We start from the raw sequence: 21,529 nt of genomic DNA, 5'->3' as shown, positions 1-21,529 counted from the left end.
TGCAACGTCCAGGTTTCAATTGGTTATATTTAGTATTAACAACACGTTACTAATACTACAGCACTGCGCGAAGAGCACAATCATGAACAGTGATACGAATTAAATTATGGGCCTTTGTTAGCCCTTTGAATGATAATATTTAGCATCGTTTGGTTGTAAGCTTTTTCTAGCCAGCAGCTCTTATGGAAGTTAACATATCGGCTACTTAGTATACTTAACAGGCCGTCAAATCAGATAGATTATCTATTCTTATTTCTTCAAGCCTTTTGTGCTTCATTTTCCTGCCTCACTAAGCAGCAACTTAATACTTGCTACACCAAAAAATAACGCGAATACGCCTTCAAAAACTGCTTTGGATCTGAGATAGGTTTGTCTGACCTTTTTATGCGCGAAAAGAAAAGCATAGCCAAAGAAAACCAAAGCACTAACCAGCCCCACAACAAAAATGACCGACAACAATTCCAACGGACTGGCCGTAGGAGGAACCCCTATCGAATAAAGCGCACCGAAAAACAGAATAGCCTTTGGGTTAGTTAAGTGAATTAACACTCCGGTTAAGTAGTTACCCTTCTTTGTCGTTACGTATGTTTTGGGTAACTTTAGCTGCTCGATGTTGCAGGCAGAATGTACGGACTTTAAAGCCAAATATAAAAGATAAAATGCCCCACAATATCTAAGAATTTCAAAAAGCCAAACATTGCTATAGAGTATGGTTGCGAGACCAAAAGCGGCTGAGGTTGACCAAAATAAAGACCCCGTTAAAACACCTGCAGCCAAATACCCACCAAAGCGTCGACCGTGGTTCATTGACGTGCCTGCTATCGCAAGAGTGGCAGGTCCAGGGCTAGCGATGGCAGCGATAGCTGATACGACAATCAGTGAATAATTTATCTCTTCCATTTTTACTCTAAGCCTCCAAATGGAGTTTTATCAACACTTTCGCGGAATACTCTATTGAACGTACATCAGAAGCGTAATACTGATTAAAACACCAAGTGTCACGAATCGAGTTGAGATTATTTGGTATTTTACTGCTCCAAAATAACATCAAATCCGCCATAAATGAGACGCTTTCCATCAAAGGGCATTGGGTTATTGTCTGGACTCATTCGAGGATCACCCATGATCCGCAGCCACCCTGAGTCTCGAACTTCTTTTGAAGGCCAGACTACCCACGAAAACACAACGGTTTCGTTGCTTTCAGCGTTAACTGCCATGGGAAATGATGTGATCTCACCATCTGGTACTTCACTCCCCCACGTCTCAACAACCTTTAAGGCCCCAAACTCCCTGAACATTTCTGCTGCTATTTTTGCGTGTGCGATATACTTTTCTTTATTCGCTGTCGGCACTGCAGCGACAAACCCATCAATGTATGACATAAGTAAACTCCTTTCATTGGAGTTATAACCATAGCTCAATAAAAAGAATGCACATGATGCCAAACCATAGAAGCAGGTACGTAATACAGCTTGAGAGCTACATTCCTAGCTTGGACTTTATATGCATATTTGAAAGGTATGTGTTTGGATCAAGCTTGGTTAGCATATTTATAATCTCCAAAACACTCGAATACTCAATACGTTCCTCTTCAGCATGCCCGATCCCACCTATTGTAAAGTGAGTAAAGCGGTAATCACGATAAACGTTTTGCAGCTGGCTAGAAATATCTTTGAGTAATCTTTTACTGAGGGTGAATGCTGGGTATTCACTACTTTCTGAAAGCTCGGCTGTAGATCCAATAGATACAATATTGCATTTATCGTTAAGTGAACCTAAAGCGTTAAGTTCATTGACTAGATTAAGAAACCCAATCGGGCCAACATTCATAAACTCAATCAGTTCGTTTGTTGTCAATTCTGAAGACTCTCCCCACATGGACGCCAAATAAACTATGATGTCAAACTCTACACCTTTGAAGCACGTGTAATCTGGTTTTTTATCGGGATCAACGTCAATACAAACAGAAACTACTCCATCCTCAACTAGCTTTGATCTAGAAATCGTATAAATTTCTGTACCCTGTAAGTTCGTAGCCAAGAACCTTCCTAGCCCCTTACTACCTCCAACAATTAAAATCTGCATAACCCCGTTCCTTCGTTAAGGTTGTCTTTCATATTGTCCGTCAAACTGTGCATTAGGCATCACTTTAACGTTTCTGTTGTTTGCTTCTAGCCCTACTTAGTTCTATCTTCAATTTCATCGAATGGTTCAACTGAAATACGCTCTGCAATTTCACTCATCTTCTTCATTTTTTCTGGGTTACTAGTTCCCCAAAACCGCTCCCAGTCTTCACGTGTTCGCCACTTGGCAATAGTTAAAACCTTTTCCGGTACATCGTAAGAACGAAGCATAAAACTACCAAGCGCCCCATCTACTGACTCATGAATTGAATCTGTCGTCGAACGCCATATATTTTGAAACTCATCCATTTTTTCACTTGGCACACGCCATTCATACACAACTCTAAACATAACACTTCCATTAAAATTTCTAGATTTAATACGGCAAAGTATCAAGAACACTAAGCCAGGTTAATAGATGAATAAAGCAACATAGTAGAGCGTAGAGCAATCTAAAAAACAAAGCGTAAACGCTCTAAATCACTCCGATTCGATTAGTCATGCACACATTCAAAGATTTCGTATTGCCGTTTAACATTGGCTGTTACTTTTCCCCAATGTGAGGCTTGAACTCTTTCCTGATGTTGTTTAAAAGAGGCTTTGTCGACGAACTCCTCATAGACATCAAAACGAAACGGATTAGTCGAGCTTTGAGTCACAAGAAAAGTAAGGCAGCCCGACTCTTCTAACGTGAGCCTTTTGTGAATTATTAACTCATGTTTTACTAATTCTAAATCCTTTTCCGGAACTAAAATAAAGCCTTTCAATGTTACTTTCGACATATCATCCTCTCACCCCTGTAACCTTTTGTTCAGAAGTAGCCAACACGCCCTCAATCTCAACCTTCATATCGCAAATGTGAATCTCACCATGAATTAAATGCCACGTGTTAGGAATCTATTTCTAATGCCCTATCGACTTACGAGCATAAGGTTATCTCTACCCTTTCTTTGCCTTTACTGATGTGCGCTTTAAGTGAGTGCCACCGCAAGGCACTTGCGCAAACCCATCCACTCTCCAATACCTTCTTTCACTCTCTTGATCGGAAAAGTCACTAATAATAACTGAATCAGAGTTAATCAAATCTTGCACATCAGTTTCAATTTCTTTCAATAGCGGGCCAATACTTTCAGACCACTCGAAATCTATGCGACTCTTATTTTCAGAAATATGCGCGCCTATCTTAACAATGCCTTCCCGACGCTGATAAAACATCTCGAGCACCACTTCAGCCGCAAAGTGTAGCTTCATTAAGGCATATCTACGCTTCCAATCAATATTCGTAGTTACAATGTCACCAAGAGTAAAATTTGGAGAGGATTCCAATGTGTAAATAAGTCGAACACCTAACTTTTGAGCAATCAAAACCGGAATACCATTAATCGTTCCTTTATCACTCTCTTGGCCTCCAGACTCTGCAAAGAAGATAGTCTGGTCCAATTCAACCTTATTTCCGTCTACATTGGTCACTCTTGAGTTAAGTTCTGTTTGGTAGGGATTAACCCAAAATAATTTCTCGCTCATGCTGCTATCCTTGCAGTAAGTCCTATCCGTGATAGTACATTCAGTGACCACCAAGTCAATTCAAGAAACCTCGCCGTCAAGTGTAAGGCTGTGTATTGAGTACGAGCAGGCTAGATCTATTAGATGCTTTTAAGGCTGGGTACTAAACGCTGTCCAGGGGTTTAGCTAACAACCCGTAAATTGCTGAATCTGAGACTACTCCATTCACTTCCCAACGCTGCCTAAGGAAACCTTCCTTTATAAAACCTAACCGTTCCAAGACTTTACCTGAAGAAGCATTGTCTGGATCTATCTCAGCCTCGATTCGACGTAAATTCAGTGTTTTGAATGCGTGTTCGATTAATGCAGTTCCCGCCTCTAATACAATGCCTTTCCCCCAGAAATGACGACTAACGCCAAAGCCAATTTCTGCGCGCCTAGACTCTTTCACGTGATTAAACAGCATTATCTTACCCAGAAGTTGGCCATTGCTCTTTAGGAAGATGCCTAGTGTCACTTCTGTATTGCTATTCATGGCCTGTGTACTCTTGGCTATAAATGTCCGCGCTTCTTCAATTGAAACCCAAGGGCCAGAGTTCCAATATTTCATGACCTCATGGTCTGAGAAGATGTCAAACAATTCGCTTGCATCATCTTCAACTAGCTCTCTTAGAATTAATCGTTCCGTTTCAATCTTTGTTACTAACATTTTGGGGTCAGCCTTTTGGTTTGTTATTGGTGACGAAAATCCAATAAAAGTATGAGACACGTAATACAAATGATTTCGTATGAGACTTTTAAACAAGCTCAACGCACGGCAAAAGCGCCACGTGTAACGATTCTATATTGAAGCCAATTTTAGACATTCAAGTGCGTCAACAAGTAACCGCTGAACGCATCAAAGCTTGGGGTGAGTTGATCATAAGTCCTAAACTCAGGCTCAAAATAGTCCATATACTTTATTATCGCTTAGTGACGATTTCCTTCAGTACTCTGGCTGGGTTGCCACCAACAACGACATTGTCTCCAAAACTCTTTGTAACGACTGCGCCAGAGGCTACCACCACGTTGTTCCCAAGTGTTACGCCAGGGTTGATTACGGCATGGCCACCTATCCAACAATTGTCACCAATGTTTATGGGCTTTGCTAGCTCTAAACCACTGTTCCTCTCGATAGGATCTAAGGGATGAGTCGCAGTATAAATTCCAACTTGAGGCCCAAGTAAACAGTTATCACCAAACTTAACTTCCGCAACATCCAAAATCACACAACCAAAATTAGCGTAGAAATTATCTCCAACGTGAATGTTGGATCCGTAGTCGCAATTGAAAGAAGATTCAACATGAATATCGTCACCTGTTGTGCCGAACAAGTGCTTAGTTATTTCAACTCGCTTTTGTTTATGCTCAACAGAGGTAGCATTCAATTTTTCAGTTAGTAACCTAGCGCTCAACCTTAACTTTAATAACTCTTCATCACTTGGGTCATAAAGCTCACCTGCTAACATTTTCTCTTTTTCTGACATAAAACTTGGACTCCAATACCAATTTTCTTACAACGCTACATTAAGTATGTGAGTAACGCTACCACCTAAGCAAGGCTGCTCCACCACGAAAACAAAGCCCGACTTGAACGCAAGTCCTCAGCGCTATCAATTTTTTCAACAAACTAGTGCACTACCACCACCGTTCTCACTAACTTATCACCGAGCCGTTGCCTCTTTTTACCAAGAATGAAAATTGAGTCAATAAAACCTAAGAATGGAGTAATAACATTTCGAAAGAGCGACTGAAAAATATTGCACTTTTTACCCGTTCTTGCACTTATAACTGCAATGCCCAAAAGTTTTTTACCCACACTTTGACCATTTGGTAAACAATCAGAAAAAAGGTAATACGATACAGTCGCAGTTACTGCTGTAGCGCGCACAAGCTCTTTTTCAATACCGATTTCTAAGCCGACCCATAAAACGAGAGTAAAAATGCTAAAACTGACAAAAAGATCAATCATTTGTCCAACACACCTAACTCCCGGACTAGCCAAAACGTAATTTTCTAGAGTAAATTTTTCTGCATTTTTCATTTTAAAATTTGGACTAACAATTGTTTATTTGTGAACTAACGCTATTGAGACAGTAACATCCCCACTAAACCTAATCCATACTTCCGCAGAGCACGGTCGAACCTGATTTTGCTATCTTTTCAATATATTACCAAGCTCGTTCTAAAGGCTAGATTGGTAATACTTCAACATCTCTTCTTGATTAAGCGCTTTACTTTCTAACTTTTGTTGATCTTTAAAGATTTGAGCTAATGAAGGGAGAATTGAGCGATTTACTTTATAGTCATCAGACCAAAGTTTCCCTCTCATCACCGCTTTCGCACAATGAAAGTACATACTCTCTATGACTATTTTGATAACAACCTTAGGATCTTTACTTCCATCGGGGCAAGCAGATATCAAGTTGGCGTCGGTGTGAATACTTGCGATTCCTTTAATACGGAGCACTTCATCAATACCATTTACCATCAATAACAACCCTACCTTGGGGTTACTAATGATATTTTTTAGACTATCGATACGATTGTTCCCCGAGCTATCAGGGAGCAGCAATGTTGATTCATCTAAAACTTTTACGAAGCCAGGCTCCCCTCCTTTAGGAGAAAGATCGATATACCCTTGTGAATCAGCGGTACTTAGAACTGCAAAATGGCAATTATTAATTAATGTAATCGCATGAACATCCAGCACAGGCAGCGCTTTATTTTTAGCTCGCGCACTTGGCTCTGCGTAAAATTCTTTTAACTGCTCTATTGTTTTAATTTCACTCATTCAATTTTATTCCTTCACTATCATATAATACTTTGCTTGTAAGCAAGCAGTAACTCTGACTTCTTGTATAGGCACTCGACATAACTCATCGTAAAAATACTACGAGTACAAATTATCTCTTTAATGCCTTGTTATCTAAAGATTTAAAGTTTTTCACTAAACTCCCCACACTGCTTACACTTATAACCATGCTTGTAAAAAACAGTGGAAAACCCAGTAAAATAAAAACTAAGAAAGCTGGGCGTTTACCTTTTGTAAATGCAAATAGATCTTTACTACCACATTTAGGGCAAACGTCTTTTTCTTCATCAACGTCAACTTCATTTCCCAATGATTCTGAGAAATCGCTACTAAGTATTTGTTTCGCATCTTCTGCATCACTTTCGGCCACCATCAGACGGACGCCGCCAATTGCATTTGAATAAAGCCACTGAGTATTTACCGTGTGCTCGTCAGCGATGTAACTTTCTATTCCGACACTATCTAGGCTTGCTCTCGCAATATGAGCTTCATGAGGAAAAGAAAACCTTGCTACTACAATCACATATTACTCCTAGTGGGAAAGCGCTCCCGTAAGGTATAAGAAACGCTAATTGGAAATGCCACGTGTAGTGTTTCTTTTTGAACAATTTATTAGCCCACTACAGACTAATACATATACCCTAACCAATCTATATGACCAACAGCCCAAGTTTTACCGCTGATAGGTTTAACATATAAATCATCTAGTTGCTCTACAGCGACACCGTAATTTTTATGTTCATGAACGCGCAACCAAGAACTTAGAGAGTTAAGGCGCTGATAACCATTAGCCACATAAAAACGCTCCAAATCGGAGACTAAAATGATGAAGTCGACATCTTTAGTGGACGCATACTCGCTGAGTTGAGACAACATTTTTGTGCCAATACCTTGTCTTTGAACTGTGCTCTCGACACAAAAGTCACTCACACCTAATACTTTATAAATTTCATCACCAACGCGAACAACTCTGTAGTCTAATCCCATGTAACCAACTAACTGATCACCTTCGTAATTCAGAACTCTCATATGCGGGAGTTGCTTATAGTAAGAGCGAGTAACTTGATGTTCAGGAAACGACTGGTTTCTAAGAGCTTCAATTGCATTATGCTGTGCTTTAGATAACTCGATTTCTGGGTAAATATCCATATTTGACCTTTGAGTATTAATGACCTTTTGGTTACGATCCCTGTCGTTGAGTTTAACTCCGAGCGTGTCCTAACCTTGTGGGACATTGACAAATAACATAGAGTTTCTCAAAACACTACTTACAACATTTTTACTGCAAACCAATCGAAGTTGCTTAAGAACAAACACTACTTCATAGCAATGCCTACGGACCAAGCATTTGCAGCTTCTTACCCACACCCTATTCCGCCATCTGGAATTATTTTAATTACACAACGTGGGTACTCAATGTTGGTAAAAGCATTTACCGATGATTTTTCATGGCAAGTCCAAGAACAATTGACAGATGCATATTTCGAAGCACAGAGAGTACTATCATCGGCGGAGCAACTATTAAACCAAGCTAATTTGCTAGTTCAACATGACCAACGAATTAACAACTTAGAAAAGGCTCAGTTAAATACACAAGCTCACATTTCTAGAACAAATGCCGAAGTTACAAAAGCCAATCAAAAAGCCGACGATGCATTTAAAGCGGCAAATGCTGCATTAGAGCATAAATTTGGAGATAAGGATTACTACACAGTTATCGCTTATTGTAACTCTAAAAATATCCCAATCATTCTGACCTTAGCAAAAGCTAAAGGTTTGGAAGCTAGAGCTTACACCCAAAAAATTGGAGGTAAGATCAATAAAGTTCCTGATGAACGTTGGGGACAAGTAAATGCGTATCATATTGCAGTTTTAGACCACGTTTTTAAACAGTGATTTATATCGGGAGTCCTCTGCTGAGGGCTCCAATTCCCCGTAATAAGGCTAACGCCCAGCTAAGGGGTGAGCAACGCAATACAAAAGCCGCCGCAAGCCGCCTTAATCACTAAAATCAACGCATGGTGAAAATGACACGCGTTGCGAATCACTCTTAAACAGTTTGTTAGCACTTAGATTATCGCTGCTTCATAAACGCTATTGCTAACCCAGAAGACACGAATGTGATACCTGCACCAATATTTAACCCTGACACTAGTTTAGGCTTGTTTCTAAACCACTCAGACAATTGAGAAGAAAACACACCCATTAAGCTAAAGCCAATTGCTGTTAATGCTGCAAACCACACACCGTAGCCAATCATTTGAGTTGTCACTGAGCCTAAACTTGGGTTTACAAATTGAGGTACAAAAGCAAGAACAAACATACCTGGCTTCGGATTAAGTGCTGCTGATAGAAACCCAGTAGAAAAGATAAGTTTCAGAGACTGTTTTTTCGCTGGTTCCAGTGAGAACAGGTTTCTCGTACGGAGTACTTTCACACCTAACCATATTAGGTAAGCAGCACCAACCAGTTTTACAACATAAAAAGCCACTTCAGAGGTTTGAATTAAAAGGGTTAGCCCGAATGTTGCTGCGACTACATGAAATAAAATACCAGCACCAGAAGACATGCCTGACATTACTGCCGCCAGTCGACCTTGGCTTAAACCTCTACCTATAGCGAGCAAGTTGTCCGGGCCCGGCGAGATCACCAAAAGTAAACAAGCTAATGTATAAGTAACAAATACCTCTAATGGAAACATAAAACCTCCTTGTTGAATGATTCTGAGTGCTAACGCCGCGTTAAGTAGTGAGCAACGATACCACCTAACCTAAACGATTGCCCCGTAAACACTAAAGCCAATTTGAACTTAGAATGCCACGCGTTGCGAATCTGCCTTAAACGCTTTGTTATGCGGCTTTTACCACAAGCATCTGGGTTGCGCCTTTTTGAAACTCATATTCAACACTTTTTAGGCTTACAGAAATACCAAGACTCTCTAAATGCCTAACCACCCCAGATAAATAACTTGAGGGTTTACCATTTAACGAAATCAAAGGGTATATCCTAACCTCGTGTGATACGCGAACAAGCTCGGTAATAGCTTGAATATGCTCTCGTTCAGATACATGCTCGTCATAAAGAAACAAAAAATGAGAACACAATGCTAGATCAAATTCTTTGTCGTCAAATGGAAGTTGAGGCAGTGAGCCACTAACGTACCTTTGCGAATTTTTACCATCTTCATAATCGGCTAAAAAGTGGTTCATTGCCATCATTCTAGTGTTCTCTAACGCCTGCGGAGAACCTATTACATCCCAGACATAACCATCCAAATTTTTCGTTAGCTGCTGCATTATTATCGGGCGGACTTCATCGATCCTACGGCTTATTTGCTCTTTAGAAAACTGATAAATAGGGTCAATTGAAACTACATAGCGCCCACTTTGGGTCAATTCTGCATTAAAACTTGCAGGACCATCACCGCATCCAAGGATTCTTTTCTCTTTATCTTCTTCAAGTATGTTAAACATTAGCTCATATTCTTTGAGCGTTCGCCCCCAAGGAACAACATCTTCTAATTTCACGTCTAAAGTCCTTTTTTATGATTAACGTTTGCCCGCATAACGCCGGCTTAAGTGCTGAGCAACGCAATGCGATGCTTCTGCACACCACCTAAATCACTAAAATCAACGCATAGTGGAAATGCCACGCGTTGCGAATCCGTCTTGAAGCGTTTGTTATGTTTTAATCTTTAATTCTTCGATGCTGATTGTTCTTAGCTTATCGACTGATTCATTAACTAGACGAGAAATACGGAAAAAATGCTCATCCCAATCTTCTTCATTGTCCGTCTTTGACAAACCTTGCTTTAGCACTGTGATGGTCTCTGTAACCCTCTGATCTAGGCATATAGCCTTGACCTCAATTACATGGAACAACTTAGCAAATGACTCATCGTATTTTACTTTCAACTTTTCCGCTTGCGCCTTTGTTTCAGGATCTTGAGACTTTTTTAAATACTCTTCTTTCTCGTGCTCCCAAATACGGATTGTATACTCATCTGTTGTTTCATAAGCTAGCTCTGGAAATCTAAAATTGTAGTGCTCCCACTCAAAGTACTCATCCTTTTCATGAGCAACGTACTTTTTGACATGGAACAAGCACTCGAAGATTGCTTCGTAAGCTTCTTGTTTTTTCACCCATGCTTGCTGTGATATCCAGTTTTTCTGCGATAGTTCAGTCTTAATCTCTTCAACAACTGTAGTGTTAGACTCAAGTTGTTTTTGCAACTGTTCAAAGTCTTCTTTGTTAGCAAAGTTTTGCCCTTTCGTTTTAAAGTAAGACGCAAACCATGCCCCCAGACCAGAAACACAAAGAATGATAATGTATGTTTCAATACTTAATTCTTGTTTGAATTGAATCTGGCTTAAAATATTAGTTAACTCTTGAATTTCCATAGTTTCCTTAAAACATAACGCCCTGTTAAGGGGTGAGCAACGCAATACCGATGCCGCCGCATACCACCTTAAACACTAAAATCAACGCATAGTAAAAATGCCACGCGTTGCGAATCCCTCTTAAACAGTTTGTTAGGCGCTTGGCTTACTGGCAAAGTTCGTCAATCATTTGCTCAAAGTTAGGGTACTTTGATTTGGCCACACTTATGATTTTAGACACTGGGCTTTCATTTGACGGGGCAACCTCCTGAGCAAAGCGCAAAAACTTACTATTTAGGGGGCGCTTCAAATCAGGATAAGCAACAGCCTCGTATGGCCCAAGACCATGTGCAAACAACCAAACATAGTCTCCAAAATTTTGTGCAACCACCCCAACTTCACCTTCAGAACCAAAGAAAACAATAGGTTGCTGCAAATGATCTTCGACATTGGCGACCAACCAAAAAGCAGCGTAACCGCCAGAACCATCTTGACCAAAAATTAAATATTCATGCCCATTGAGTGAAGAATTACCAGTCCATGCTTTAATCCATTCTGATGTTTCCTCTTGTGAGTAGAAATCATCATATGGTTCAAAATCAATTCCATCACCGTCCGCGTAGTCAATTTCTATTGAGTGCAGTTTTTTTAATTGATCTGGAAAAGTTCTATTCATCTTATCTCTCCAAACTTTCTGGACAACGCCTAACGCCCTGTTAAGGTGTGAGCAACGCAATACCGAAGCTCCCGCATACTACCTTAAACACTAAACGCAACGCATAGCAAAAATGCTAAGCGTTGCGAATCACTCTTAAACAGATTGTTAGGTGTTTAGTAGGCAGTTGTTATTCAAGTTCCAAACTCCTCGTAAAAGTCATCAAAGCCTTTACGGGTCAGCGTATTAAGCAAGTCTTTCATATGTCGATCAGTTAATGGGACACTAGACTTACCTTGTTGTGTTCTTGCTTCTAATCTTTTGTATAACGCGTCATCAACAGATCTCCAGTACTCACAGTTGTCTTGGTCACGGTCACGAACAATGCAGAAGAACTTGCTATCAGGCTCCCCTTGCTGCGGGTAGTGATGTATTGATTCACTTAGCCAATACAGTTTTGAATCCAATGTAACAACCCAAGTTTCTTGGTTCTTTCCGTAGAACATTTCTTCAGAGAACTTTAATGCTGACTTGCCGTACTTTAGGTCTTGCACACCATTAAATATGTTAGCAAGGTGCTTTTTAGGATTACTGTGTCGATCTAAAAAGTTTTCCTTTATAGCTTGAATTTTTTCATTGAGGTTTTCGCTATAAATATCTTTGTGAGTACAAAAACAGTACTTAGCTATTTCCGCTTCTACAGCGCTCAACATATCAATGTCTTTGCACACTGCGTCCATGTAATGATTAAATTTTTCAAGACCAGAACAGTTACTGTGTCGACTGTTGATAATATGAATTTGAATTAGTGAGTAGAACGAAATTGAGTGTAAATACTGTTCGCCAATCGGTAACTCATGAAACTCTCGCTTTCGGGTTGGCTCTACCTCAACTTCTGAGTTTCTAGTGGCAGTTGGGTGATCAATCATTTGGGGACAGAAAATTGAAAGAAATACTTCAAATAACTCATAACATTGCTTTTTGAATTTCGGATGGACTTCAGTTAACGCAAGGCCAGGAACTAAGCTAACACTTTCGGGTGGACACTGATTCAAAAAGTTAACCAGACTCATTAACCCAAGCTCAACAGGGTCTCCTCCTTTAAGAATTACATCTTCCATACGGATAAGTATATTTAAGTCCAAGAATAACGCGGTTTCCGTATTTCTATTTTTATTCTCTATTACCCGACTGACTGTAAGGTCAGGTGAGCTATCCGTTTCCCTGCAAGGTTTGATAAACCTCAACTTTAATCCTGTCATGGAGCTTGCCCTAAAAGTGAAATTTAGTTTACTAACCAGTTATATTGGAATAGGCAATGAGTTTTTCAAGACTCTATTGTGATATTTAGTTAGAAGAGTATGCTCTGCTGACACCTAACGCCGCATTAAGGTGTGAGCGGCGCTTGGCTATACTTGAGCGAAGCGAAAGCGCCAAGCGTTGCGAATCACTCTTAAATGCTTTGTTATACAACAGGTTTTTGCTCTAGACTTCTTATTGTCACCTGAGAGTTGAAATCAGTAGAGTTGATAACATCCAGCATTTCATACGCATTGTCACCATGCTTAATTACAGGGACTTTAGTTTTTATTTTGCCATGGCTTGTTTCATGATCTATTTCGAAAACCCAAGCCAATACTCCGTGATCAATCTGTTCATAGCTAGATACCGTCATGGGAAGAAGGTGATTATCGTAAGCATATTGAACAACCACATTTAAACCAACCCGGATATATTCGCCATTCATGTTGCAATATAGAACCAAGCGTCTGTCGTTTTGAAACGTAAAAGAAGCCACGTCTTTTACTATTCCTTTTGCGTCATAATGTAACTCCTTGATTAAAGGAGATAGTAATTCGACTATAGACATGTTTGAGACTTTGTCTGTAGACCATATTTTTTCATTTGAGTGCATGATTTGAGAGTCTAGTAATGCTAAATCAGCACTGCCCTTCTCGACGCAACAACTCAAAGCATCTATACCGGTAATACTGACGTTTTCATATGCCACATAAAAGGACAAAAAGTTCAGTGGAAGTGTTTCTGGAGTTTCTTCTTTTAGGTTAACCAGAAGAACCCTATTACCTTGAAACCTTGCTACTTCCTTTACACTTTCTGGGAATTCTTTCCGCGAAATACAAATTAAGCTGTTAGCGCCGACATCATCTAACTTCGTTAACCAATCGTTAAAGGTAGCAATATTAACTTGCGACTTACGGTCTTGAACCTCAACTATTGTTACGTTACAACGAAATTCAGGGCCACTCTCAATGACAACGTCACATTGCCTAGTTCTTCCTGTTGGCGAATTCAACACTGGCAACAACACATTCTGACGAATAACTGAAGATGGAGAAATAGATCTTTCTATTAACTCCACTATTTTTTCAAGATCATCCCCTGGCTTCGCCATAAGATTGGTACTCCTCATTCTGAATGTTGTATAACGCCCTGTTAAGGTGTGAGCAACGTAATACTGAAGCTACCGCATACCACCTTAATCACTAAACACAACGCATCGTAAAAATGACACGCGTTGCGAATCACTCTTAAACAGTTTGTTATACGCGTAGTTCACACAAGATCTGTTTCAGTAAAGTTCGTTTTAAATGTGAAAGCAAATGGCGTATCTCCATGGTCTCGCAAATGTTGAAGGCGGGACAACGCTTCTTGTGGCGTTGGTATATGGCCGTCTTCAACCCACCATAAAACATAAGTATCTTCTGCCAATCGATGAAACCATTCGCTTTTGCGGCGCATGAAATCTCTATGGCCAGTGCGAAACATAAAATTTTTAAGTGAGTCAATATTTTCCCAAACTGACATATTTACAATCATGTTTGGATCATCAAACAACTTAATGCTTGTAGCATCACCAGAGTCGTCTTTTAAACGCCAGATAAAACCTTCACTTTCTTCAGCTATGCCATTAACCAGGTCTAAATTGTCTACAAATTCTTTAATTTCAGGCGCATCCAAAGGATATTTGGCAAGCGCAATATTTAACTGTGCTAATTTCATTTCATGACCCTCCTTGGTCAATAAGCGTATAACGCCCTGTTAAGGTGTGAGCAACGCAATACCGAAGCCACCGCATACCGCCTTAACCAATAAACCTAACGCATAATAAAAATGCCACGCGTTGCGAATCACTCTTAAACAGTTTGTTAGGCTAATGTACCACCAATATGCAATTCATTGAAATAAACATTGACACAGTGAATGCTCGGGAATACATTCGTGACTGTCACGAAGGTGAAAGGAAGATGCCTATGGCTATGACAGATGCGGAAAGACAAAGAAAGCGTCGAGCAAAACTAAAAATGGAATCCCAAAAACAACTCCTAGTAAGAGGTGCAGAAGGAGAGTTCGACGAAAGAATTAGAGTAGCGCTAGCAGTAAAAGAACTTGCTACGCAAGGAAAGTTACCTAAAGAAGTAATCGAGTTAATTGTGAAGACTTCAGAGACAGTATTTCCAACAGAAGAACTAGTAAATCGAAAGTATATTAATAAGATTGTTTCGATATATTTAAAAGGCTTAGAAAAATGAACAATACATCTATCTTTGATAAAGACCTAAACCCTATATTAGAAATAGCTGACAGTGACGATTTAGCGACATTAGTTGACTACCTAAAAACTAAGATCTCAGAGGATCTCACTCATCATGAAGCATACAAAAAGCATTCTCCTGATCACACTAAATATGCTGACTTAATTGCAAAAGAAATTCGCGATATGGGCGGCAACTCCTTTGCTAACGTATGGAGAGGAGCCGGACCTGAGTATCATGAAATTGTTTGTGATGTCGCGAGTAAAATTAAGGCTCCATACAACAAGAATAAAACTGTAGAAGAAATAGAAAACTCTATTCTTGAAACAATTCTCGAAAGAGCTCTGTCTGAAATGTCTGACACAGAAAAAGAGGAACTACTTAAAGAAATGGGCGGCAAAGGGGGCTTTAGTAAAGGAGGAATAGCAACAGCAACATTCATCGGCATTTTTAGGGCCGGAGGCTTCTACTCTTATCAACTAACTCTCATCATAGCAAATCAAATCGCAAAAGCGATTTTAGGTAGGGGGTTAATGCTAGCAACGAACGCTGGGCTTGTACGGGTAGCTTCAGTACTCGCTGGACCTGTAGGATGGGCTATTTCTGGTATTTGGGCAGCAATTGACATAGCAGGGCCGGCATATAAAGTAACTATTCCTTGTGTCATTCATGTAGCAATGCTTAGAAAGAAGTTGAACTCTCTTTGCTGCAACAACTGCGAAGCAGTTTTGACTGATACTACGATGAAATTCTGTCCTGAATGCGGACACTCTACAGCTGCATAACCTTTGCTAAGAGTAGCCCTTGTTTAGGGCTACTCTGTATTCTTAGCCTAACACCGAATTAAGGGGTGAACAACGCCACCACCCAACCTAAGTTATTGCGCCGTAAGCACTAAATCTGATTCAAACCAAAACTGCCAAGCGTTGAGAATCCCTCTTAAATGCTTTGTTATACGCGGGCTTCCGACCAAACTGCGAACTCATTACCACTTGGTTCTAGAAAATGAAAACGGCAACCGCCAGGAAATTCGAATATAGGGCGAATGATTTCACCACCACTTTGAGCGACTTTCTTTAGAGTACCTTCAATGTCAGAGCTGTAGAATACTAAAAGTGCTCCACCCGTATTAGTTTGGTTGCAGCAATCAGATTTGAAGAAACCACCGTCTAATCCCTGATTTGAAAAAGCTGTATATTCAGGTCCGTAGTCAACAAACTCCCAACCGAAAACTGAAGAGAAGATTGATTTTGTCGACTCTAAGTTTTTCATGCTGGTTCATTTCCTTGCTCCTTGTTGATTGTCCTGATAAGCGTATAACGCCCAGTTAAGGGGTGAAGCACGCAATGACTAAGCCGCTGCATTGCACTTCAACACCGAAACCAACGCATACCAAAAATGCCACGCGTGCTGAATCCCTCTTGAACTGTTTGTTATAACACAGTTTTACACATCATCTTCCGTCAAAATCTGACGACAATTACGAACTGTTAACACACGAATTTCGTGGCTTAAAATGTAAATAATACGATAGTGACCGAAAATGATTTCACGATAGTTTGTGTGGGGCATTTCAGGAACAAAGCGCCCCATTTCAGGCATGCTGCTGAGTAACTCAGTTTTATCGAAAACCTCATTTACCCACTTTTCAGCAGCAGACGGATTGTCTAACGAAATAAACTCAGCCGCATCACCAAGCTTTTGAAGAGCTAAAGGAGACCAAACTACTTTCATTTCTTAATGCGCCCTAACACCTGAGCGCGCGCATCCTCATTTGAAACACCATGACCTGAAGCTAATTGAGCTTCTGCTGTGCGCATTTCTTCTAGTAACTCTATTTTCTCTTGCATTGCTTCGTACTCCGCAACATCAAGAACAACAGCAACGCCTTTCCCGCGTTGTGTAATTACCAACGGACGACGAGTCTCATTGATTTGTTTGATGTAAGAAGCTACACCGGCACGAAACTCAGATAGCGGCTGAATATCTTGATCGAAATGAATACGACTCATGTTAAACCTCAATTAGTACAAAATAACGTACAAATAATAGTTCAACTAATAGTTATGAGCAAGAACTTGATACTGTGTTATAACGCCGCATTAAGGTGTGAACAACGCGACCACTGAACCTAACCATACCACCGTAAACACTGAATTCAACGATGGAATGAAAAATGCCAAGCGTTGAGAATCACCCTTAAATGCTTTGTTATGGCGCTGAACTTGAAGCTAACTGCTGAACGTCTCTGAGGTCTACTTCCCTACCCAATATTCGCTTATATTCTACCAACTGATGAACCGGAATGACCTGTAATTCAATACCTTGATAGCTTTTGACAACTGACTTTGAGAAGTCGATTTCAAGTTGGTGCCACGAACCATCCAGTGAAGATTGGATCTTGGTATGTTGAGCCAAACCTATTTCAATTTTTTGATTTCGATAGATTAACTGAAAATACTCTAAGTCCCAGCCATATTCCGAGTAACGAGTAAGTGGCTTAGAAACATACTGTGGAACGTGAGCTAATACTTTTTTTGCATCTAAATTGTGGATATAGAGGTCGATGTCTGCGACTTCACGACTGCCACCATGAATCGTTGCCGCCAACCCACCGACTATTTGATACTCGATATTCTCCGATTCCAAAAGACCTTTGAGCCAGTTCAAGGCTACTTTTACTTTCTCGCTCATAGAGTTCCCTTAGCTGATTCTATCCCTGCGCCATAACGCCGCATTAAGGTGTGAGCAACGCCGCTACCTAACCTAAACCTTTACACCGTAAACACAAAACCCAACCTTGAACTGAAAATGCCAAGCGTTGGGAATCACTCTTAAATGCTTTGTTATGCATTTAGTCGTTCTTCGGGTGAAAAACTATCGTTCACAAACTTTAAGAATTCACAGCTTATAATTTTCGCTTGTTCCCAACCTAAATCACTAGAATCAACGACATAAAAGCCAGATATAACACCACCTGCAATTCTGGCCACGCAAATATTTCCATTACCATCTAAGCAAATTGGCATTGCGCCAGACATATCGTGCTTTACCCCATAAATATCTTCGCCGTATATCTCCGACAAAGAAAAGAACTGTAACTCTTTGAACCCAAAATAGACTATAGGGCCATCGCTAACACTCCACCAATTCAACATACTTTCAGGAAGAGTTATTTGAAATATAGTTTCTAACTTGTGTATTTCTTCCTGATTTGCGCCTACAGGTCTATCTATAAATTCCATGAAGCCCTCTGATGCATAACGCCGCGTTAAGTGGTGAGCAACGCTACCACCCAACCTAAACCATTGTGCCATAAATACAAAAGCCGATTCGAACTGAAAGTGCCAAGCGTTGTGAATCCGCCTTGAACGCTTTGTTAGAACTGTACTCAAATATAACGACTAACCCGTTCTAATTCTTTCAAAGCGATACTGTCAGCTGCGATTCCAACTTGGTTCGCCTGCAATGAATACCACTTAACTTCATCAGCCTCGTGACCCGTAATGTCTCCTGCCCAACTGGTAACAATGAAATAATGGATCAACTGCAGTTCTTTTGTTGGGTGGTAAAGGGAACATAAATATTTGTATTCCGTTGGAATAACATTGAGCTCTTCATTTAACTCTCGGAACAACGCCTGAACTTGAGTTTCACCATATTCAATGTGACCACCCGGTATAGTGATTAAGCCCGGATCAGTTTCCTTTTGCTCACTGCGTTTTTCCTAGCAGTACCTTTGAACCATTAAGCATGATAAAGGAAATACATTCATTTACTTCCATCTATATGTTCCTTTGAAAGTTCTAACGCCCTGTTAAGGGGTGAGCAACGCAATACAAAAGCCGCGCATACCACCTTAATCACCAAAACCAACGCATAGTAAAAATGCCACGCGTTGCGAATCCCTCTTGAACAGTTTGTTAGGCGACATTTCTACGTTTAACTTCTTTCTCATACGAAGACTCGTTGTATAGCCAAATAGCCCAAAATGCGAAAAACACCCCGATCGTGTAAATTGAGTAATTAAGAGCATTATCCGATAAGAAAATCGTAATGCTTGGCGCATCAGAAGATGGATAAAGGAAAATAACATTAAAAATCATGTACAAAATGGCTGTGACGAAAGTGGTTCTGAAAAGCCAATTTAAACACCCTTTCTTTCGCGATTTTGCCAATTATCAAATGCTTTACCATTCATTAACCCGTTCCTTTTCCGTTAACTGAAGCTAGATGCACCCCAAGATACTATCACTACTCTATCGTTTGTCTCATGTCGCCTAACGCCCTGTTAAGGGGTGAGCAACGCAATACCTAAGCCACCGCACACCACCTTAATCACTAAAGCCAACGCATAATGAAAATGCCACGCGTTGCGAATCCCTCTTGAACAGTTTGTTAGGTGCGTAGCCAAAGTTGGTAAAAGTCTGTTTCATCGTGCTTGGGATTCTTGCGCACGAACTCCCAACCATGGTGCTTATAGAATGTGAGAGCTCGATGGTTAGTTCGGCTTACTGAAAGTACAGCACGCAAACAACCCGCTTTACTCAAAGTGCTTACAATATAATCCTGCAATTTTACAGCGAGTCCTGAACCACGAAAAATCGGCTTTAAGTAAATGAGATGCACATAGCCAGTCTCAGGCTCGGGTGAAAAGCTACGAAACTCTAACTGCCCTGCAAACTGACCATCCACAAATATATGGATATAGAACCATCCTGATGTTGCTAACCGGTCTAAGACTCGTTCACGATAACCACTGATGAAGTCGTCGAAACCATCGTAATGCCCAAAACTACAAAAGTATGCATCTTTTCTTGCAGCAACGCATAATTCGAAATCATCAATGTTTATCTGCCGAAAAGTAATTTCCATACTTACATTTTCCTTCAAGCACCTAACGCCCTGTTAAGGGGTGAGCAACGCAACACCGAAGCCGCAGCAAACCACCTTAAACACTAAAACCAACGCATGGTAAAAATACCACGCGTTGCGAATCCCTCTTGAACAGTTTGTTATGTGAATTTTTGACCTCTTCCGAGTTCCACTTTTTTCACAACACTTTGGAATAGCTCTGGCTCGAACCATTCCCATTTACCTTTGCATTCTTTGAGCTTCGCCTCGTTGTAAAGATTTTGGATTAGCTTGGTTGCTTTAATGGCTAGTAAAGAATACTGATAATGTCGCTCTTCAAATAGCTCCGCATAATCGGGTGGCTCAGCCACATAGTCCCAAACGCTTTCAATCTTAGAATTAGCTACATATATTTCATTCGGGAGGTACAAAATTTGATGCATTAGCTCAGAGTTGATAGACAACCAATCTACTTCTAACGATAGAGGATCAAACTTTGGAGTTTCGACTTGTGGTAAATAGTAGCCGTCTTTATCCGGTAGCCCTCGATAAGTTCCATCATCCTTAACGACCTGAGCACAGTTATCAACGAAAATTTCTAGCATGCTTACTACGCGAGTAGCTAAGTACTGTTTTCTCTGTCTTGAGGTCATTTTGAAGACAATCCAATCTTTTAGACCTGTAGTAAGAACACCAATAATGACACCAGATAAACCAATCAAAGCCTCTATCATGCCGACTCCTAATTCACATAACGCCCTGTTAAGGTGTGAGCAACGCAATACAAAAGCCACCGCATACCACCTTAAACACCAAAACCAACGCATAGTGAAAATGCCACGCGTTGCGAATCACTCTTAAACAGTTTGTTATAAAGATGACTAAACGCTCTCACGCATGGGTAAATCACGCAGCTCTCTATTAATAATTTTGGTTGATATATACGGAGCACCTTGGAACAACATGGCGAAACTGACTAATACCGTGAAACAAGAGACGATTAAACTTGGGTAATTTGGCGACGTAACTATTTGAGATATGCTGTAAGCAAACCATATTATCCCTCCAATAAAACCCGGCAAACCTAGCCCCAAATTATAATATGCATATAGTTTATCAAATTTATCGATAGCAATTTGAAAGTTCTCTTTATGAACATCTTTGAGGTTGGGAAGTAATCGGCTACAACGAATTATGTGCTTAAACGAAACCCGAGTGCCAATGATTTCGTTAAGATCTAACATCCCGTTTAAGAGTACACGGCTAACTCTCACACCATGAGTAAGATAAAAAGTTTCTATCTCAATCTCCGAATGCAAATGACGCTTTAGCCTTTCATCTAAACTTTCAATTGATACTGAACGCTCCAATGAATCTAAGCGGCGTTTTCTATGGGTTGAATACGTAGAAAGAATCTTTTCAAAGTTAATGACGATTGATATAGCAATAAACAGAAAAACATAACCATAGTTTCCTGCATCAAGGTAAGCCATTATTGTTTCTGTCACTTAACATGTTCCTCTATCTTTATAACGCCCTGTTAAGGTGTGAGCAACGCAATACCGATGCTCCCGCATGCCACCTTAAACACTAGACGCAACGCATAG

General features: G+C 40.3%; 28 protein-coding genes and 3 pseudogenes. 3 read left to right on the top strand and 28 right to left on the bottom strand.

Annotation, left to right across the window (positions count from 1 at the left end; all coding sequences use genetic code 11):
- Nucleotides 1–273 precede the first annotated feature (273 nt).
- From R7Q09_RS08730 to R7Q09_RS08675, 12 genes and pseudogenes are all read right to left on the bottom strand, one after another.
- Nucleotides 274–900, bottom strand: a complete 627-nt coding sequence (locus R7Q09_RS08730) for a LysE family translocator (RefSeq protein ID WP_025768094.1) — start codon at nt 898–900, stop codon at nt 274–276.
- Between the two features lie 128 nt (nt 901–1,028).
- Nucleotides 1,029–1,382, bottom strand: a complete 354-nt coding sequence (locus R7Q09_RS08725) for a DUF1428 domain-containing protein (protein ID WP_005387184.1) — start codon at nt 1,380–1,382, stop codon at nt 1,029–1,031.
- A gap of 97 nt (nt 1,383–1,479) precedes the next feature.
- On the bottom strand, nt 1,480–2,085 hold the full coding sequence (locus tag R7Q09_RS08720) for a hypothetical protein (RefSeq protein ID WP_053350312.1): 606 nt from the start codon (nt 2,083–2,085) through the stop codon (nt 1,480–1,482).
- A gap of 92 nt (nt 2,086–2,177) precedes the next feature.
- Entirely contained in the window at nt 2,178–2,474 is a 297-nt protein-coding gene (locus tag R7Q09_RS08715; protein ID WP_031781322.1) for an antibiotic biosynthesis monooxygenase family protein, read from the bottom strand.
- Between the two features lie 143 nt (nt 2,475–2,617).
- Nucleotides 2,618–2,905 (bottom strand): putative quinol monooxygenase, encoded by a 288-nt coding sequence (locus tag R7Q09_RS08710; RefSeq protein WP_158173947.1) that lies wholly within the window; start codon nt 2,903–2,905, stop codon nt 2,618–2,620.
- 137 nt (nt 2,906–3,042) lie between these two features.
- Nucleotides 3,043–3,647, bottom strand: a pseudogene (locus R7Q09_RS08705) (alanine--tRNA ligase-related protein).
- Nucleotides 3,648–3,789: 142 nt separating this feature from the next.
- On the bottom strand, nt 3,790–4,335 hold the full coding sequence (locus tag R7Q09_RS08700; RefSeq protein WP_025768089.1) for a GNAT family N-acetyltransferase: 546 nt from the start codon (nt 4,333–4,335) through the stop codon (nt 3,790–3,792).
- A 253-nt stretch (nt 4,336–4,588) separates the two neighbouring features.
- Nucleotides 4,589–5,152, bottom strand: a complete 564-nt coding sequence (locus tag R7Q09_RS08695) for a sugar O-acetyltransferase (protein WP_053306980.1) — start codon at nt 5,150–5,152, stop codon at nt 4,589–4,591.
- Between the two features lie 143 nt (nt 5,153–5,295).
- Entirely contained in the window at nt 5,296–5,709 is a 414-nt protein-coding gene (locus R7Q09_RS08690; RefSeq protein WP_021707760.1) for an RDD family protein, read from the bottom strand.
- 141 nt (nt 5,710–5,850) lie between these two features.
- Complete coding sequence (locus R7Q09_RS08685; RefSeq protein ID WP_318070776.1) at nt 5,851–6,459, bottom strand: pyridoxamine 5'-phosphate oxidase family protein; 609 nt, start codon at nt 6,457–6,459, stop codon at nt 5,851–5,853.
- A 143-nt stretch (nt 6,460–6,602) separates the two neighbouring features.
- Nucleotides 6,603–7,003: pseudogene (locus R7Q09_RS08680) on the bottom strand (DUF2007 domain-containing protein).
- Nucleotides 7,004–7,107: 104 nt separating this feature from the next.
- Nucleotides 7,108–7,629 carry a GNAT family N-acetyltransferase gene (locus tag R7Q09_RS08675; RefSeq protein ID WP_258481829.1) on the bottom strand — a complete coding sequence of 174 codons (522 nt, stop codon included), beginning with the start codon at nt 7,627–7,629 and terminating at the stop codon, nt 7,108–7,110.
- 267 nt (nt 7,630–7,896) lie between these two features.
- On the opposite strand from R7Q09_RS08675, the gene R7Q09_RS08670 reads away from it, so the two are divergent.
- A complete protein-coding gene (locus R7Q09_RS08670; protein ID WP_318070777.1) occupies nt 7,897–8,376 on the top strand; it encodes a hypothetical protein in 480 nt (159 codons plus the stop codon).
- 178 nt (nt 8,377–8,554) lie between these two features.
- Here the strand turns inward: R7Q09_RS08670 and R7Q09_RS08665 are convergent, their stop codons facing one another.
- The 7 genes from R7Q09_RS08665 to R7Q09_RS08630 all read right to left on the bottom strand — a co-directional run bounded on the left by R7Q09_RS08665 (nt 8,555) and on the right by R7Q09_RS08630 (nt 14,535).
- Complete coding sequence (locus R7Q09_RS08665) at nt 8,555–9,181, bottom strand: LysE family translocator (protein ID WP_021822674.1); 627 nt, start codon at nt 9,179–9,181, stop codon at nt 8,555–8,557.
- A 148-nt stretch (nt 9,182–9,329) separates the two neighbouring features.
- Entirely contained in the window at nt 9,330–10,007 is a 678-nt protein-coding gene (locus tag R7Q09_RS08660) for a class I SAM-dependent methyltransferase (protein ID WP_025527241.1), read from the bottom strand.
- A 153-nt stretch (nt 10,008–10,160) separates the two neighbouring features.
- Nucleotides 10,161–10,880: a hypothetical protein gene (locus tag R7Q09_RS08655; protein ID WP_318070778.1), complete on the bottom strand. Its 720-nt coding sequence runs from the start codon at nt 10,878–10,880 to the stop codon at nt 10,161–10,163.
- Between the two features lie 145 nt (nt 10,881–11,025).
- Nucleotides 11,026–11,535: an SMI1/KNR4 family protein gene (locus R7Q09_RS08645; protein WP_318070779.1), complete on the bottom strand. Its 510-nt coding sequence runs from the start codon at nt 11,533–11,535 to the stop codon at nt 11,026–11,028.
- 173 nt (nt 11,536–11,708) lie between these two features.
- Entirely contained in the window at nt 11,709–12,776 is a 1,068-nt protein-coding gene (locus R7Q09_RS08640) for a hypothetical protein (protein ID WP_206935168.1), read from the bottom strand.
- 203 nt (nt 12,777–12,979) lie between these two features.
- The gene (locus R7Q09_RS08635; RefSeq protein WP_021485044.1) at nt 12,980–13,927 is read right to left on the bottom strand and encodes a hypothetical protein; all 948 of its coding nucleotides are present in this window, start codon (nt 13,925–13,927) and stop codon (nt 12,980–12,982) included.
- Nucleotides 13,928–14,088: 161 nt separating this feature from the next.
- Complete coding sequence (locus R7Q09_RS08630; protein ID WP_140055930.1) at nt 14,089–14,535, bottom strand: DUF3291 domain-containing protein; 447 nt, start codon at nt 14,533–14,535, stop codon at nt 14,089–14,091.
- A gap of 251 nt (nt 14,536–14,786) precedes the next feature.
- Here R7Q09_RS08630 and R7Q09_RS08625 point away from each other — a divergent pair, with 251 nt between their 5' ends.
- A complete protein-coding gene (locus R7Q09_RS08625; protein WP_139046889.1) occupies nt 14,787–15,065 on the top strand; it encodes a hypothetical protein in 279 nt (92 codons plus the stop codon).
- A complete protein-coding gene (locus tag R7Q09_RS08620) occupies nt 15,062–15,853 on the top strand; it encodes a ubiquinol-cytochrome C chaperone family protein (protein ID WP_079765431.1) in 792 nt (263 codons plus the stop codon). The genes R7Q09_RS08625 and R7Q09_RS08620 overlap by 4 nt, the downstream gene beginning before the upstream one ends.
- Nucleotides 15,854–16,019: 166 nt before the next feature.
- Here R7Q09_RS08620 and R7Q09_RS08615 read toward each other — a convergent pair whose 3' ends face one another.
- From R7Q09_RS08615 to R7Q09_RS08565, 9 genes and pseudogenes are all read right to left on the bottom strand, one after another.
- Nucleotides 16,020–16,340: a VOC family protein gene (locus R7Q09_RS08615; protein ID WP_318070781.1), complete on the bottom strand. Its 321-nt coding sequence runs from the start codon at nt 16,338–16,340 to the stop codon at nt 16,020–16,022.
- A 174-nt stretch (nt 16,341–16,514) separates the two neighbouring features.
- Nucleotides 16,515–16,802, bottom strand: a complete 288-nt coding sequence (locus R7Q09_RS08605) for a type II toxin-antitoxin system RelE/ParE family toxin (RefSeq protein ID WP_213973422.1) — start codon at nt 16,800–16,802, stop codon at nt 16,515–16,517.
- Entirely contained in the window at nt 16,799–17,080 is a 282-nt protein-coding gene (locus tag R7Q09_RS08600; RefSeq protein WP_213973423.1) for a type II toxin-antitoxin system Phd/YefM family antitoxin, read from the bottom strand. The genes R7Q09_RS08605 and R7Q09_RS08600 overlap by 4 nt, the downstream gene beginning before the upstream one ends.
- A 199-nt stretch (nt 17,081–17,279) precedes the next feature.
- Entirely contained in the window at nt 17,280–17,762 is a 483-nt protein-coding gene (locus R7Q09_RS08595) for a MazG-related protein (protein ID WP_318070782.1), read from the bottom strand.
- Nucleotides 17,763–17,914: 152 nt separating this feature from the next.
- Nucleotides 17,915–18,313 carry an SMI1/KNR4 family protein gene (locus R7Q09_RS08590; RefSeq protein WP_062730552.1) on the bottom strand — a complete coding sequence of 133 codons (399 nt, stop codon included), beginning with the start codon at nt 18,311–18,313 and terminating at the stop codon, nt 17,915–17,917.
- 146 nt (nt 18,314–18,459) lie between these two features.
- Nucleotides 18,460–18,853: pseudogene (locus tag R7Q09_RS08585) on the bottom strand (NUDIX hydrolase).
- A 613-nt stretch (nt 18,854–19,466) separates the two neighbouring features.
- Nucleotides 19,467–19,943 (bottom strand): GNAT family N-acetyltransferase, encoded by a 477-nt coding sequence (locus R7Q09_RS08580; protein WP_318070783.1) that lies wholly within the window; start codon nt 19,941–19,943, stop codon nt 19,467–19,469.
- Between the two features lie 140 nt (nt 19,944–20,083).
- Nucleotides 20,084–20,656 carry a hypothetical protein gene (locus R7Q09_RS08575; RefSeq protein ID WP_213964699.1) on the bottom strand — a complete coding sequence of 191 codons (573 nt, stop codon included), beginning with the start codon at nt 20,654–20,656 and terminating at the stop codon, nt 20,084–20,086.
- Between the two features lie 147 nt (nt 20,657–20,803).
- Nucleotides 20,804–21,430 (bottom strand): hypothetical protein, encoded by a 627-nt coding sequence (locus tag R7Q09_RS08565; protein WP_025510797.1) that lies wholly within the window; start codon nt 21,428–21,430, stop codon nt 20,804–20,806.
- Nucleotides 21,431–21,529 lie beyond the last annotated feature (99 nt).

This window comes from Vibrio sp. 2130-1 (genome assembly GCF_033339515.1).
The sequence above is the reverse complement of the archived record's forward strand: the minus strand, read 5'-3'. Positions and strand labels throughout refer to the sequence as shown.

Coding starts and splice junctions, on each gene's coding strand:
- R7Q09_RS08635 (WP_021485044.1), bottom strand. CDS start 13,927: ATGGCGAAGCCAGGGGATGATCTTGAAAAAATAGTGGAGTTAATAGAA.
- R7Q09_RS08685 (WP_318070776.1), bottom strand. CDS start 6,459: ATGAGTGAAATTAAAACAATAGAGCAGTTAAAAGAATTTTACGCAGAG.
- R7Q09_RS08700 (WP_025768089.1), bottom strand. CDS start 4,335: ATGTTAGTAACAAAGATTGAAACGGAACGATTAATTCTAAGAGAGCTA.
- R7Q09_RS08730 (WP_025768094.1), bottom strand. CDS start 900: ATGGAAGAGATAAATTATTCACTGATTGTCGTATCAGCTATCGCTGCC.
- R7Q09_RS08600 (WP_213973423.1), bottom strand. CDS start 17,080: ATGAGTCGTATTCATTTCGATCAAGATATTCAGCCGCTATCTGAGTTT.
- R7Q09_RS08590 (WP_062730552.1), bottom strand. CDS start 18,313: ATGGAATTTATAGATAGACCTGTAGGCGCAAATCAGGAAGAAATACAC.
- R7Q09_RS08715 (WP_031781322.1), bottom strand. CDS start 2,474: ATGTTTAGAGTTGTGTATGAATGGCGTGTGCCAAGTGAAAAAATGGAT.
- R7Q09_RS08670 (WP_318070777.1), top strand. CDS start 7,897: ATGTTGGTAAAAGCATTTACCGATGATTTTTCATGGCAAGTCCAAGAA.
- R7Q09_RS08625 (WP_139046889.1), top strand. CDS start 14,787: ATGGCTATGACAGATGCGGAAAGACAAAGAAAGCGTCGAGCAAAACTA.
- R7Q09_RS08620 (WP_079765431.1), top strand. CDS start 15,062: ATGAACAATACATCTATCTTTGATAAAGACCTAAACCCTATATTAGAA.
- R7Q09_RS08575 (WP_213964699.1), bottom strand. CDS start 20,656: ATGATAGAGGCTTTGATTGGTTTATCTGGTGTCATTATTGGTGTTCTT.
- R7Q09_RS08710 (WP_158173947.1), bottom strand. CDS start 2,905: ATGTCGAAAGTAACATTGAAAGGCTTTATTTTAGTTCCGGAAAAGGAT.
- R7Q09_RS08630 (WP_140055930.1), bottom strand. CDS start 14,535: ATGAAATTAGCACAGTTAAATATTGCGCTTGCCAAATATCCTTTGGAT.
- R7Q09_RS08675 (WP_258481829.1), bottom strand. CDS start 7,629: ATGGATATTTACCCAGAAATCGAGTTATCTAAAGCACAGCATAATGCA.
- R7Q09_RS08725 (WP_005387184.1), bottom strand. CDS start 1,382: ATGTCATACATTGATGGGTTTGTCGCTGCAGTGCCGACAGCGAATAAA.
- R7Q09_RS08615 (WP_318070781.1), bottom strand. CDS start 16,340: ATGAAAAACTTAGAGTCGACAAAATCAATCTTCTCTTCAGTTTTCGGT.
- R7Q09_RS08605 (WP_213973422.1), bottom strand. CDS start 16,802: ATGAAAGTAGTTTGGTCTCCTTTAGCTCTTCAAAAGCTTGGTGATGCG.
- R7Q09_RS08640 (WP_206935168.1), bottom strand. CDS start 12,776: ATGACAGGATTAAAGTTGAGGTTTATCAAACCTTGCAGGGAAACGGAT.
- R7Q09_RS08655 (WP_318070778.1), bottom strand. CDS start 10,880: ATGGAAATTCAAGAGTTAACTAATATTTTAAGCCAGATTCAATTCAAA.
- R7Q09_RS08595 (WP_318070782.1), bottom strand. CDS start 17,762: ATGAGCGAGAAAGTAAAAGTAGCCTTGAACTGGCTCAAAGGTCTTTTG.
- R7Q09_RS08690 (WP_021707760.1), bottom strand. CDS start 5,709: ATGAAAAATGCAGAAAAATTTACTCTAGAAAATTACGTTTTGGCTAGT.
- R7Q09_RS08720 (WP_053350312.1), bottom strand. CDS start 2,085: ATGCAGATTTTAATTGTTGGAGGTAGTAAGGGGCTAGGAAGGTTCTTG.
- R7Q09_RS08665 (WP_021822674.1), bottom strand. CDS start 9,181: ATGTTTCCATTAGAGGTATTTGTTACTTATACATTAGCTTGTTTACTT.
- R7Q09_RS08645 (WP_318070779.1), bottom strand. CDS start 11,535: ATGAATAGAACTTTTCCAGATCAATTAAAAAAACTGCACTCAATAGAA.
- R7Q09_RS08695 (WP_053306980.1), bottom strand. CDS start 5,152: ATGTCAGAAAAAGAGAAAATGTTAGCAGGTGAGCTTTATGACCCAAGT.
- R7Q09_RS08580 (WP_318070783.1), bottom strand. CDS start 19,943: ATGGAAATTACTTTTCGGCAGATAAACATTGATGATTTCGAATTATGC.